At 66.9% G+C, this 12945-nt stretch carries 11 protein-coding genes and 1 tRNA gene; 10 read left to right on the top strand and 2 right to left on the bottom strand.

Annotated features, from left to right (window positions below; genetic code table 11):
* The first annotated feature begins 5 nt into the window (after positions 1-5).
* From uvrA to DW307_RS14030, 10 genes are all read left to right on the top strand, one after another.
* On the top strand, positions 6-2894 hold the full coding sequence (uvrA, locus tag DW307_RS14075) for an excinuclease ABC subunit UvrA (RefSeq protein ID WP_021201521.1): 2889 nt from the start codon (positions 6-8) through the stop codon (positions 2892-2894).
* The gene (gene uvrC, locus DW307_RS14070; protein ID WP_136025015.1) at positions 2894-4798 is read left to right on the top strand and encodes an excinuclease ABC subunit UvrC; all 1905 of its coding nucleotides are present in this window, start codon (positions 2894-2896) and stop codon (positions 4796-4798) included. Before uvrA ends, uvrC begins: the two co-directional genes overlap by 1 nt.
* A 34-nt stretch (positions 4799-4832) precedes the next feature.
* Positions 4833-5705 carry an RNase adapter RapZ gene (rapZ, locus tag DW307_RS14065; RefSeq protein WP_029258308.1) on the top strand — a complete coding sequence of 291 codons (873 nt, stop codon included), beginning with the start codon at positions 4833-4835 and terminating at the stop codon, positions 5703-5705.
* Positions 5706-5772: 67 nt separating this feature from the next.
* The gene (gene whiA, locus DW307_RS14060) at positions 5773-6750 is read left to right on the top strand and encodes a DNA-binding protein WhiA (protein WP_017830285.1); all 978 of its coding nucleotides are present in this window, start codon (positions 5773-5775) and stop codon (positions 6748-6750) included.
* A 185-nt stretch (positions 6751-6935) separates the two neighbouring features.
* Positions 6936-7562: a superoxide dismutase gene (locus DW307_RS14055; protein WP_136025014.1), complete on the top strand. Its 627-nt coding sequence runs from the start codon at positions 6936-6938 to the stop codon at positions 7560-7562.
* 115 nt (positions 7563-7677) lie between these two features.
* Positions 7678-8688: a type I glyceraldehyde-3-phosphate dehydrogenase gene (gap, locus tag DW307_RS14050; RefSeq protein WP_021201517.1), complete on the top strand. Its 1011-nt coding sequence runs from the start codon at positions 7678-7680 to the stop codon at positions 8686-8688.
* Between the two features lie 10 nt (positions 8689-8698).
* A complete protein-coding gene (locus tag DW307_RS14045) occupies positions 8699-9913 on the top strand; it encodes a phosphoglycerate kinase (RefSeq protein WP_021201516.1) in 1215 nt (404 codons plus the stop codon).
* Positions 9904-10695 (top strand): triose-phosphate isomerase, encoded by a 792-nt coding sequence (gene tpiA, locus DW307_RS14040; protein ID WP_021201515.1) that lies wholly within the window; start codon positions 9904-9906, stop codon positions 10693-10695. The genes DW307_RS14045 and tpiA overlap by 10 nt, the downstream gene beginning before the upstream one ends.
* A gap of 81 nt (positions 10696-10776) precedes the next feature.
* Positions 10777-11025, top strand: coding sequence for a preprotein translocase subunit SecG (gene secG, locus DW307_RS14035; RefSeq protein WP_017202783.1), 249 nt, complete (start codon positions 10777-10779; stop codon positions 11023-11025).
* Positions 11025-11378, top strand: coding sequence for an RNA polymerase-binding protein RbpA (locus DW307_RS14030; protein WP_017830291.1), 354 nt, complete (start codon positions 11025-11027; stop codon positions 11376-11378). The genes secG and DW307_RS14030 overlap by 1 nt, the downstream gene beginning before the upstream one ends.
* Positions 11379-11448: 70 nt before the next feature.
* Here the strand turns inward: DW307_RS14030 and DW307_RS14025 are convergent, their stop codons facing one another.
* Positions 11449-12681 carry a hypothetical protein gene (locus DW307_RS14025; RefSeq protein WP_136025013.1) on the bottom strand — a complete coding sequence of 411 codons (1233 nt, stop codon included), beginning with the start codon at positions 12679-12681 and terminating at the stop codon, positions 11449-11451.
* 142 nt (positions 12682-12823) lie between these two features.
* A tRNA-Gly gene (locus DW307_RS14020) sits at positions 12824-12894 on the bottom strand.
* Positions 12895-12945: the final 51 nt, after the last annotated feature.

Here is a 12945-nt window from a genome sequence, read left to right as displayed (position 1 = left end):
GTTCGGTGCCCATCGTCCCCGTTGCCTCCTCCGGAAAACTCAGTGTCCGCGGTGCCCGCGTCCACAACCTCAAGAACGTCGACATCGACATTCCCCGCGACTCCCTCGTCGTGTTCACCGGCCTGTCCGGATCGGGGAAGTCCAGCCTCGCGTTCGACACGATCTTCGCCGAGGGGCAGCGTCGCTACGTCGAATCGCTGAGCGCGTACGCGCGCCAGTTCCTCGGCCAGGTCGACCGACCGGACGTCGATTTCATCGAGGGCCTCAGCCCTGCCGTCTCGATCGACCAGAAGTCGACCAACCGCAACCCGCGATCGACCGTCGGCACGATCACCGAGATCTACGACTACATGCGCCTGCTCTGGGCGCGTATCGGTATTCCGCATTGTCCTGAATGCGGCGAACGCATCCAGCGTCAGACGGTGCAGCAGATCGCCGATCAGTTGATGGAGCTCCCCGAGCGCACGCGCTATCAGGTCGTCGCGCCGATCGTCTCGCAGAAGAAGGGCGAGTTCGTCGACCTGTTCCGCGAGCTCGGTGCCAAGGGATACTCGAGGGCCATCGTCGACGGCGACCTCATCCAGCTCGCCGAGCCGCCCACGCTGAAGAAGAGCTACAAGCACGACATCGCGGTGGTGGTCGACCGTCTGGTCGCGTCCGACGACATCCTCGGGCGCGTCACCGACTCAGTCGAGACCGCGCTCGGGCTCGCGGGCGGCGTGGTGCAGATCAACTACGTCGACGGCGAGGGCGACGACGCGTGGCAGACCTTCTCCGAGAAGCTGGCCTGCCCGAACGGGCACGCCCTCACTCTCACCGAGATCGAACCGCGCACGTTCTCGTTCAATGCGCCGTTCGGCGCCTGCCCTGCATGCTCGGGGCTCGGCACGCGCATGTCCGTCGACGTCGATCTGATGCTCGGCGACGAAGACCTCTCGATCCGCGAGGGCGTCATCATCCCGTGGACGACTCAGGGAAAGGGCCTGTTCCAGTACTACGAGCGTCTGCTCGAAGGTCTTTCCAATGATCTCGACTTCTCCTTGGACACCCCCTGGCGCGAACTCCACTCCGACGTGCAGAACGCCGTGCTGCGCGGCGAGAACTACAAGGTCTCCGTCAAGTGGAAGAACCGCTACGGCCGCGAGATGCGATACACCTCCGGTTTCGAGGGTGTGGTTCCGTACATCGAGCGGCAGTACCTGCAAGCCGAGTCCGACAACCAGCGCAACCGCTGGGGTGAGTACCTCCGCGAGGTGCCCTGCCCCGTGTGCGATGGCAACCGACTCAAGCCCGAGGTCCTGGCCGTGCAGGTGCACGGTCATTCCATCGCCGAGGTCTCGCATCTGAGCCTCGCCGACGCGCGCGCTTTCATGGAGACCCTCACCCTCACCGACCGTGAAGCGAAGATCGCGGCCCAGGTGCTGCGCGAGATCCGCCTCCGCCTCGACTTCCTTCTGCAGGTCGGTCTCTCGTACCTGAACCTCAGCCGTTCGGCGGGCTCCCTCTCCGGTGGAGAGGCGCAGCGCATCCGGCTGGCGACGCAGATCGGCTCGGGGCTGACCGGCGTGCTCTACGTGCTCGATGAACCGTCGATCGGACTGCACCAGCGCGACAACCGCCGCCTGATCGAGACGCTGCTCACCCTGCGCGACCTCGGCAACACCCTGATCGTGGTGGAGCACGATGAAGAGACCATCGAGGCCGCGGACTGGGTCGTCGACATCGGTCCCGGTGCCGGAGTCAACGGTGGCGAGGTCGTGCATTCGGGTCCGTATTCGGCGCTGCTCAATGACAGCGCATCGATGACGGGGGAGTACCTCTCCGGTCGCCGCGAGATCCCGATGCCGACGAAGCGGCGGAAGATCGACAAGAAGCGGATGCTCAGCGTGGTCGGGGCCCGTGCGAACAACCTCCGCAACGTCACCGCCGACTTCCCGCTCGGCGTCCTGACCGCGGTCACGGGGGTCAGCGGCTCCGGCAAGTCGTCGCTCGTCAACGACATCCTCTACCAGGTGCTGGCGTCGCGCTTGAACGGTGCACGCACCGTTCCCGGCAAGCACACGCGGGTGACCGGGCTCGACAACCTCGACAAGGTCGTGCACGTCGATCAGGCACCGATCGGCCGCACCCCGCGATCGAACCCGGCCACCTACACGGGGGTGTTCGACCGCATCCGCACGCTTTTCAGCGAGACACCGGAGGCGAAGGTCCGTGGATACCAGCCCGGCCGATTCAGCTTCAATGTCAAGGGCGGCCGATGCGAGGCATGCTCCGGTGATGGCACGATCAAGATCGAGATGAACTTCCTGCCCGACGTGTACGTCGACTGCGAGGTCTGCCACGGCAAGCGCTACAACCGCGACACGCTCGCCGTGCACTACAAGGGCAAGAACATCGCCGAAGTACTCGAGATGCCGATCGAGGAGGCAGCCGATTTCTTCGAGCCCATCCAGGCGATCCACCGCTACATGAAGACGCTCGTCGACGTCGGGCTCGGGTACGTGCGGCTGGGCCAGTCGGCGACGACGCTCTCCGGCGGCGAGGCGCAGCGCGTCAAGCTGGCGACCGAGCTCCAGCGTCGCAGCAACGGGCGCAGCATCTACGTGCTCGATGAGCCGACCACGGGCCTGCACTTCGAAGACGTCCGCAAGCTCCTCGAGGTGCTCAACGGCCTGGTCGACAAGGGCAACACGGTGATCGTCATCGAGCACAACCTCGACGTGATCAAGTCGGCGGACTGGGTGATCGACCTCGGGCCCGAAGGCGGTTCCGGCGGTGGCCAGATCGTCGCCACGGGCACTCCAGAGCAGATCGCCCGCGTCGAGGCGAGCCACACCGGGCTGTTCCTCGGCGAGATCCTGGGTGAGGGGCGCTCCGCGCGGAAGGCCAGCTGATGGCCGATGTGCTGTCGTACAAGCCGAGGCCGGGGGAGATTCCCACCGACCCCGGCGTGTACCGCTTCCGCGACTCTGCCGGCCGGGTGCTCTACGTGGGCAAGGCGAAGAACCTGCGTCAGCGTCTGTCGAACTACTTCGCACCGCTGCGCACGCTGCATGAGCGCACCCGTCGTATGGTCACCACCGCGTCGTCCGTCGAGTGGACGGTCGTCCCCACCGATGTCGATTCGCTGCAGCTCGAATACATGTGGATCAAGGAGTTCGATCCGCCCTTCAACGTGCGCTACAAGGACGACAAGTCCTACCCGTTCATGGCCGTGACCCTCGCGGACGAAGCACCCCGAGTGATCGTCACCCGCAACCGCAAGATCCCCGGCGCACGGTACTTCGGTCCGTTCCCGAAGGTCTGGGCGGTGCACGAGACCATCGACCTGATGATCAAGGCCTTCCCGATCCGCACGTGCAGCGACTCCAGCTACCGGCGTGCCATGCAGACAGGCCGTCCGTGCTTCCCCGGGCAGATCGGCAAGTGCGGGGGCCCCTGCTCGATGACCGTGAGCATCGAGGAGCACCGTGCCATGGTCGACGACTTCGTCGCCTTCATGGCAGGTGGCGACGAGCGTTTCACCCGCGAGCTGACGAAACGGATGCTGGCGGCATCCGCGGCGATGGACTATGAAGCAGCGGCCAAGTACCGTGACAAGCTCTCGGCGATCGAAGCCGTGCTGGGCAAGAGCGCACTGGTCCTCCCCAGCGACGAGGACGCCGATCTGTTCGGGATCGCGGAAGACGAACTCGCCGCCGCAGTCCAGCACTTCGTGATCCGTGGCGGCAGGGCGCGTGGTGTGCGCGCCCTGACCATCGAGAAGGAGATCGACATCTCCAGCGGCGAGCTCGTCGAGCAGGTGCTGCAGCAGGCCTACGGAGAGGCGCAGGACGTTCCGCGTCGGATCCTGGTTCCGACACTGCCCGATGACGCTGCGGAACTCGAGGTGTGGCTGCGTGAGCGCCGCGGCAAGAAGGTCGAGATCGCGGTCGCGCAGCGCGGCCAGCGTGCCGACCTCATGCGCACTGCCACGCTCAACGCGCAGCAGGCACTGATCCGGCACAAGACGCGACGCACGACCGACTATGTCGCTCGAACCCAGGCGCTGACCGACCTGCAGGAGGCGCTCGGCATGGACGAAGCGCCGCTGCGCATCGAGTGCTTCGACATCTCCCACCTCGGTGGCACGAATGTCGTCGCGTCGATGGTGGTGTTCGAAGACGGGCTTCCCCGTAAAGACCAGTACCGGTCGTTCAACATCGCCGAGACGACCGATGACACCGATTCCATGTACCAGGTGCTCCGTCGCCGTCTGGCCTACCTCGATCGTCCCGAAGAGCCCGAGGCCATCGACCCGACGACCGACGAGGTCGTGGCGGAAGACGTCGGGGAGGCGACGGTGCGACGCAAGCCCCGATTCGCCTATCCGCCGCAGCTGCTCCTCGTCGATGGGGGACAGCCGCAGGTGGAGGCCGCGGCCCGAGCGCTCCGCGACGCCGGGCACACCGAGATCGCGGTCTGCGGCATCGCCAAGCGTCTCGAGGAGGTCTGGCTCCCCGGAGAGGACTTCCCCGTGATCCTGCCCCGTACGAGCGAAGCCCTGTACCTTCTGCAGCGCCTGCGCGACGAGGCGCACCGGTTCGCGATCACGCATCAGCGCAAGAGGCGGCGCAACGACATCGGCTCGGTGCTCGCCGAGGTACCGGGACTCGGGGCCTCCCGCATCAAGGTGCTGCTCAAGCACTTCGGTTCGGTGACCGCTCTCCGCGCCGCCGAGCCGGAACAGATCGAGGAAGTCCAGGGAATCGGTCCCGTGCTCGCTCAGAACATCCACACGCACCTGTCCACTCGCTAGGCTGGAGGCCGAGGGGGAGAGGGAGCACTGAGCAATGAATGACGGGGAGAAGGGCGAGTTCCTCATCGTCACGGGAATGTCCGGCGCAGGTCGGACGACGGTGGCGAACGCACTCGAGGATCTCGGCTGGTACGTCGTCGACAACCTGCCCCCGCAGATCCTGCGTCCGCTGCTCGATCTGACCGATATGGGCGGCACTGCTCTGCCAAAGGTCGCGGCGGTCGTCGATGTGCGCGGACGCAACCTCTTCGACGACTTCCCCGGGGTGGCGCGCGCACTGCGCTCCCGCGGTTCCGTTCGCGTGCTCTTCCTCGACGCGTCCGACGACGTCCTGGTGCGTCGGTTCGAGTCCGTGCGGAGACCGCACCCTCTGCAGGGCGAAGGCACACTGCTCGACGGCATCCGCATCGAGCGCGCCCGGCTCGCGCCGATCCGCGAAGCGGCCGACCTGGTGATCGACACGTCGACGCTCAACATCCACCAGCTCGCCACCCAGGTCTCCGACATCTTCTCCGAGGAGGGGGAGGCGCGACACCGGGTCACGCTGCTCAGCTTCGGGTTCAAGTACGGCCTGCCGACGGATGTCGACATCGTCGCGGACATGCGATTCCTGCCGAACCCGTTCTGGAACGAGGAGCTGCGGGGTCTGACGGGGAAGGACGAGACTGTTCGCGAGTACGTGCTCTCCCGGGATGGCGCGATGGAATTCCTGGACGCCTACTCCGCGGCGCTGGTGCCGGTGCTCGAGGGATATCAGCGCGAGAACAAGAGTCACTCGACGATCGCGATCGGCTGCACGGGGGGAAAGCACCGCTCCGTCGCCATGTCGGAGGAGCTGTCGCGCCGCCTCGCCGCGATCCCGGGCGTCGCCGTGAACGTCCGTCACCGGGACCTGGGCCGAGAGTAGCGGGCCGTCCGGCCGAGTAAGCTGGACGTTTGCGTCGCGATCCGGCGCGTGAACGTGAAGGAGTGTCGTGGCACTAACCACCGACGTCAAGGCCGAGCTGGTCAGCATCCGCAATGCACCCCCGACGGTGCGAGTCGCGGAAGTGACCGCCATCCTCCGGTTCGCCGGTGGTCTGCATTCGATCGCCGGTCGCGTGGCCGTGGAGGCCGAGGTCGACGCGGAGACCCTTGCGCGCCGCGTCGCTCGTGACCTCGCCGAGATCTACGGTGTGCGACCCGAGATCGCCCAGGTCCAGTCGAGCACCGCGAACGACGGCGCACGCTGGGCGGTGCGCGTGATCGCGCAGGGGGAGACCCTCGCCCGTCAGACCGGGCTGCTCGACCAGCGTCGGCGCCCCGTGCGCGGATTGCCCAACCGGCTCACCACCGGCTCGCGGGCCGAGGTCGCCGGACTGTGGCGCGGTGCCTTCCTCGCCGCAGGATCCCTGAGCGAGCCCGGACGCTCGGCCATGCTCGAGGTCGTCTGCCCGTCGTCGGAGGCCGCGATGGCCCTCGTCGGTGCGGCGCACCGCCTTGGAGTCGCCGCCAAGGCGCGCGAGGTGCGCGGGATGCCCCGCGTGGTCGTGCGCGAGGGCGAGGCGATCCGCACCATCCTCAACGAGATGGGTGCACAGAAGACCGCCATCGCGTGGGAGGAGCTCCGCCAGCGCCGCGAGGTGCGGGCCGGCGTCAACCGTCTCGTGAACTTCGACGACGCGAACCTTCGCCGTTCCGCACAGGCCGCCGTCGCGGCGTGCGCACGTGTCGAGCGCGCACTGGAGATCCTGGCCGACGAAGTCCCCGATCATCTCAAGGTGGCCGGCGAACTCCGTCTGGCGCACCGCGACGCCAGCCTCGATGAGCTCGGCCACCACGCCGACCCGCCCCTGACAAAGGACGCCGTCGCCGGCCGCATCCGCCGTCTGCTCGCGATGGCCGACAAGCGCGCGCAGCAGGAGGGCATCCCCGGAACGGAAGCCGCGGTCCCCGTCGGACTCGACGTCTGATCCACCTCTCGACCAAGACCCGCCGACCGGCACCCGGACGGCGGGTCTTTCGTCATACGACGGAAGGATCGGGGGCGCCGCCGCGTTGTCGTCAGTAGGATGAATCACGTCCGCTCTACGCCGCACATCGGCGGCGCGGAGGATCGGCAAGCGCCGCGGCGCGGCGCGGATTGGATGAAAGCGATATGGCGACCTACACGCTCCCCGACCTTCCCTACGACTTCGCAGCCCTGGAGCCGCACATCAGCGGCAAGATCATGGAGCTGCACCACGACAAGCACCACCAGGCATACGTGACGGGTGCGAACGCCGCGCTCGACCAGCTCGCCGAGGCGCGCGAGAGCGGAAACCTCGCGAACGTCAACAAGCTCGAGAAGGACCTCGCGTTCAACCTCGGCGGTCACGTCAACCACTCGATCTTCTGGACGAACCTGTCGCCGAACGGCGGCGGTCAGCCCGAGGGCGAGCTGAAGGCGGCGATCGACGAGTACTTCGGCTCGTTCGAGAAGTTCCAGGCGCACTTCACGGCAGCGGCGACCGGCATCCAGGGATCCGGGTGGGCGGTCCTCAGCTGGGATTCGATCGGCTCGCGTCTGATCATCCAGCAGCTGTTCGACCAGCAGTCGAACACCGCGCAGGGCACGATCCCGCTGTTCCAGCTCGACATGTGGGAGCACGCCTTCTACCTCGACTACCTCAACGTGAAGGCTGACTACGTCAAGGCCGCGTGGAACATCGCGAACTGGGAGAACGTCGCCCAGCGCCTCGAAGTCGCCCGCAAGCAGACGAACGGCCTGCTGGTACTGTCGTAATCGGGTCGCGTCCCGACGGGCCACGGCTCGTCGGGACGCCCTCTCAGCCAAAAAACCCCGCGCTTCACGCGTGCTGGAAAGCAGCGTGCAGTGCACGAGAAACAGGGAGACCTGAGTGTCTGTCAAGATCGGTATCAACGGCTTCGGCCGCATCGGACGCAACTACTTCCGCGCGGCTCTCGCGCAGGGAGCGGACCTTGAGATCGTCGCCGTCAACGACCTCACCGACAACAAGACCCTGGCGCACCTGCTGAAGTACGACTCGGTGGGCGGCGTCCTCGACGCCGAGATCAGCTACGACGATGAGAGCATCACCGTCAACGGCAAGACGATCAAGGCGTTCGCCGAGCGCGACCCCGCCAACCTCCCCTGGGGTGAGCTGGGCGTCGACATCGTCATCGAGTCCACCGGCTTCTTCACCAAGGCTGAACTCGCCAAGAAGCACATCGAGGCCGGCGCGAAGAAGGTCCTCATCTCGGCCCCGGGCACCGGTGTCGACGGCACGTTCGTCATGGGCGTGAACGAGGACACGTACAACCCGGAGACCGATCACATCATCTCCAACGCCTCCTGCACGACGAACTGCCTCGCGCCGCTCGCCCAGGTCTTCAACGACGCTTTCGGCATCGACCGCGGCTTCATGATGACGGCTCACGCGTACACCGCGGACCAGAACCTGCAGGACGGCCCGCACAGCGACCTGCGTCGTGCACGTGCTGCCGCGATCAACATCACGCCGGCGTCGACCGGTGCTGCCAAGGCCATCGGCGAGGTGCTCCCGGAGCTGCAGGGCAAGCTCAGCGGCTCGTCGTACCGCGTTCCGGTTCCGACCGGCTCGATCGTCGACCTCACCCTCATCACTGACCGTGAGAACCTGACGGTCGACGAGGTCAACGAGGCGTACAAGAAGGCCGCTGCCGAGGGTCGCCTCGCCGGCTACCTGCAGTACAACGAGGACCCGATCGTCTCGAGCGACATCGTGCACAACCCGCACTCGTCGATCTTCGACTCGACGCTCACCAACGTGAGCGGCAACCTGATCAAGGTCTCCAGCTGGTACGACAACGAGTGGGGCTACTCCAACCGTCTCGTCGACCTGACCGAGTACGTGGCCGAGCGCCTCTAAGCTCAGACACATGACTCTGCGCACCCTGGACACTCTGGGGTCGCTCGAGGGCAAGCGCGTCATCGTCCGTTGTGATCTCAACGTCCCCTTGCGGGATGGGATCATCACGGACGATGGCCGTGTCCGCGCCTCGTTGCCGACCCTCAACGCACTCATCAATGCGGGCGCCCGCGTCGTCGTGTGCTCTCACCTCGGGCGGCCGGACGGCGCGCCCGACCCGAAGTACAGCCTGGAGCCGGTGGCCCAGCGCCTGTCCGAGCTGCTCGGTGCCCCGGTCGCGTTCGCACGCGACACGGTCGGCGAGTCGGCGAAGGACGCCGTGGAGTCCCTCGAGGACGGCGGAGTCGTCGTCATCGAGAACCTGCGGTTCAACCCGGGGGAGACCTCGAAGGACGACGCCACCCGTGCGGCTTTCGCGGCCGAACTCGCGGAGCTCGGCGATGTGCTGGTCTCCGATGGGTTCGGGGTCGTGCACCGCAAGCAGGCGAGCGTCTACGAGCTCGCCGAGCTGCTCCCGTCCGCGGCCGGTCTGCTGATCGCGACCGAACTCGACGTGCTCGACCGTCTGACCGAGAATCCCGAGCGTCCGTACGCGGTCGTGCTCGGCGGCTCCAAGGTCAGCGACAAGCTCGGCGTCATCTCGCACCTGCTGCCGCGCGTCGACAAGATCCTCGTCGGCGGCGGCATGCTGTTCACCTTCCTCAAGGCACAGGGTCACGCCGTGGCGTCGAGTCTCCTGGAAGAGGACCAGCTCGAGACCGTTCGCGGCTACATCGCGGAGGCGGCGGAGCGTGGCGTGGAGCTCGTGCTCCCCACCGACGTCGTCGTCGCCGCATCCTTCGGCGCCGATGCCGCGCATGAAGTCGCTGCAGCCGATGCCATCGAGTCCACGCCGTTCGGTGCCTCCGGCATCGGCCTCGACATCGGCCCGGAGACGGCGGCACGTTTCGCCGAGGTCATCCGCGAGTCGAAGACCGTGTTCTGGAACGGCCCGATGGGCGTGTTCGAGTTCCCGGCGTTCGCGGCGGGTACCAAGACCGTGGCGCAGGCGCTCACCGAGGTCGACGGCCTCAGCGTCGTCGGCGGTGGCGACTCCGCGGCAGCCGTGCGGCAGCTGGGCTTCTCCGACGACCAGTTCGGTCACATCTCGACCGGCGGCGGCGCGAGCCTCGAATTCCTCGAGGGCAAGAAACTACCTGGGCTGGAGGTCCTCGGATGGGCGTGAACTCCCGTACCCCGCTGATCGCGGGAAACTGGAAGATGAATCTCGACCACCTGCAGGCGGTCGCGTTCGTGCAGAAGCTGCACTGGACGTTGAAGGACGCAAAGCACGAAGACGGATCGGTCGAGGTGGCGGTCTTCCCGCCGTTCACGGACATCCGCAGCGTGCAGACGCTCATCGACGCGGACAAGATCCCGTTCGCGCTCGGAGCGCAGGACGTCTCGGCACACGACTCCGGTGCGTACACCGGTGAGGTGTCGGGGGCATTCCTGGCGAAGCTCGACGCGAAGTACGTCATCATCGGTCACTCCGAACGCCGTGAGTACCACTCCGAGGGCGACGACATCGTGGCTGCCAAGGTGAAGGCCTCGCTCAAGCACGGACTGGTCCCGGTGATCTGCGTCGGCGAGACAGCGGGCGACCTCGAGAAGTTCGGCGCCAGTGCAGTCCCGGTGTCCCAGCTCGAGGCCGCGCTCGAGGGCGTCTCGCCGAAGGCGGACATCGTCGTGGCGTACGAGCCCGTGTGGGCGATCGGCTCCGGCCAGGCAGCGACCCCGCAGCAGGCACAGGATGTCTGCGCCGCACTGCGAGCCGTCATCGCGAAGGTCCTGGGCGACGAAGCGGCTGCGCGCACGCGCATCCTCTACGGCGGCTCGGTGAAGTCGGGCAACATCGCCAGCTTCATGCGCGAACCCGATGTGGACGGCGCTCTGGTCGGCGGGGCGAGCCTCGTCGTGGACGAGTTCGCCGCGATCATCCGCTTCGAGAAGCACGTCGGCGTGTGAGTGCAGCGGGGCTTCGGCCCCGCTGCACCGTATACTTGACCGTTACGGGGGCGCTCCGGCCCCAGCGAAAGGCTCTTTCTCGTGGCAATTCTCGAGTTCGTCCTGCAGGTCGTGCTGGGCATCACCAGCGTTCTGCTGACCCTCCTCATCCTCTTGCACAAAGGCCGCGGCGGTGGCCTGTCCGACATGTTCGGTGGAGGCATGACCTCAGCGGTCGGCTCTTCCGGGCTCGCGGAGCGGAACCTGAACCGCTTCACCGTCGTCCTGGCTCTGACGTGGTTCGTCTCCATCGTCGCGCTGGGCCTCATCACGAAATTCGAGGTCATCTGATGGCTACCGGTGGAAACGCGATCCGCGGCACCCGTGTCGGCTCTGGCCCCATGGGCGAGCAGGACCACGGTTATCACGCCGACCGCATCGCAGTCTCGTACTGGGACGGTCTCGGCAACGAGACCGTGCGCTACTTCGCCGCCGGTCTCCCCGAAGAGGAGATCCCGGAAACGATCGATCACCCGCAGTCGGGTCTTCCTGCCGGCCGCGACAAGGAGAATCCTCCTGCGCTCGCGAAGGCGGAGCCGTACAAGACGCACCTCGCCTACGTGAAGGAGCGTCGTACCGACGAGGAAGCCGTCCAGCTTCTGGACGACGCACTCACGCAGCTGCGCGAGCGCAGGGGCCAGTGACCTCGGTCTGACATCGAAGAAGCCGCCCGCGAGTCATCGCGGCGGCTTCTTCCGTACCCTGACACCGTCTTCAGCGGCAGCCCGCTGCGGCGTCGATGTAGTTCTGCGGGGGATAGCCGTACGCCCACACCCCGTTGGCGTCGTCGGTGTAGCCCATGCTGATGGCCCACGCGGTCGCCCACTTCTCGATGCTGTCCTGAGTGGACGAGTCGTACATGCTCTGGCACTTCACGCTGATCGCGTGCCCCACCTCATGGGCGACGAGCGCCTTGCTTCGGACGCCCGGCCACTGCTCGGCGACCGAGTTCGAGAGCTCGATCGTTGCGCGCCCGGACTCGCCCCACCACCAGGTCGTGTACCCGCCCATGCTGCCGTTGTAGCCGGCGCCGCTCACGACCGGCGACCAGTCGAAGTCGAGGAGCACGCCGGGCGCGAGGGATCGGGCGAACGCCTCGATCTCGAGCCGGGCGTTCAGCAGCGGCCCCGCTTTCTCCGCCAGCTCTTCGCTCTCGGTGGCGACGACGCGCGCGGCCGCGTCCTGCAGCGAGAGGTAGGCGGTTGCCTCGCTGTCATCCATGGTCGTCGCGGCGGTCGCATCGGCGGCTGCTGCGCGCAGGGCGATCACGGCCTCGTTGCGGGCGGAGAGGTGCGCGGCCTCGAACGCCGGAGCGGCCGCGCCGGCGGCGTTGATCACGGCCACCCCACTCTCCGCCACAGCCTCATGCGCGTCTGCCGTCTCGGTGGAGGCGACGGCGAGCTCATCGGACAGCATGTCGAGGTCGTGCCGTCGCTGTTCCAGCTCCGACGTGGCGCCGAACAGTTCCCAGAACCAGCCCGGCTTCGTGCCCACCCCGGCGATCTCCGTCGCGACCACGGCGTCGGCCTCCGAGGCGGCGGTGGTGCCGTCGGCGAGCGCTGAGGCGAGCCCTGCCTGGACCTCCTCGGGCACCGCGATCGGCTGGTTTCCTCCGGCGAGGATCTGTTCCGCCGCGCCGGTGACCGCGCGGAGGTCCGCGATCGCCTCACGGACCTGCGTCTTCGTGGTCGACGTCGGCTCGGCGGTGCTCTCGTATCGCGACAGCGCGTTGTCGTACCCGAGGTTCGCCGTCACCTGAGTGAGTGCCAGCCCTGCGATCACGGCCGCTCCGCCGATCAGACCGACGGCGATGCCCGTGCGTCTCATCCGACGTGGCGTCGCCGCTGCAGCAACGGCGGGATCAGCGGAGAACACGACGGGCAATACGTGCCCACCGGGGAGCGGCGCCGTGCGCGTGTCGGTGTCCGGCCGGGACTGGTCGGTCACGTCGTGCCCATTCGATGATGCCTTCCGGTCGGAGACTGCGTGCAGCGATGCTGACAGCGTATTCGACGGGCGGACGCGAGCCGGAGAAGATCACGGGGAATGAGAGAAGGCCCCTACCGATGGTGGGGGCCTTCTCGAGCGGAGGGGCTGACGGGAATCGAACCCGCATCATTAGTTTGGAAGACTAAGGCTTTACCACTAAGCTACAGCCCCGGATCCGGACCTTCGGAAAGGTTCGGTACCGACTCATCGACTATACCGGAC

The organism is Microbacterium sp. K27, from assembly GCF_004794435.1.
Classification (GTDB): domain Bacteria; phylum Actinomycetota; class Actinomycetes; order Actinomycetales; family Microbacteriaceae; genus Microbacterium; species Microbacterium maritypicum_A.
This window is presented reverse-complemented; position numbering and strand designations above follow the sequence as displayed.

Excerpts from the sequence above, each read along its gene's own strand:
- rapZ (WP_029258308.1), top strand. The coding sequence starts at position 4,833 with ATGAATGACGGGGAGAAGGGCGAGTTCCTCATCGTCACGGGAATGTCC.
- uvrC (WP_136025015.1), top strand. The coding sequence starts at position 2,894 with ATGGCCGATGTGCTGTCGTACAAGCCGAGGCCGGGGGAGATTCCCACC.
- DW307_RS14055 (WP_136025014.1), top strand. The coding sequence starts at position 6,936 with ATGGCGACCTACACGCTCCCCGACCTTCCCTACGACTTCGCAGCCCTG.
- DW307_RS14045 (WP_021201516.1), top strand. The coding sequence starts at position 8,699 with ATGACTCTGCGCACCCTGGACACTCTGGGGTCGCTCGAGGGCAAGCGC.
- tpiA (WP_021201515.1), top strand. The coding sequence starts at position 9,904 with ATGGGCGTGAACTCCCGTACCCCGCTGATCGCGGGAAACTGGAAGATG.
- DW307_RS14030 (WP_017830291.1), top strand. The coding sequence starts at position 11,025 with ATGGCTACCGGTGGAAACGCGATCCGCGGCACCCGTGTCGGCTCTGGC.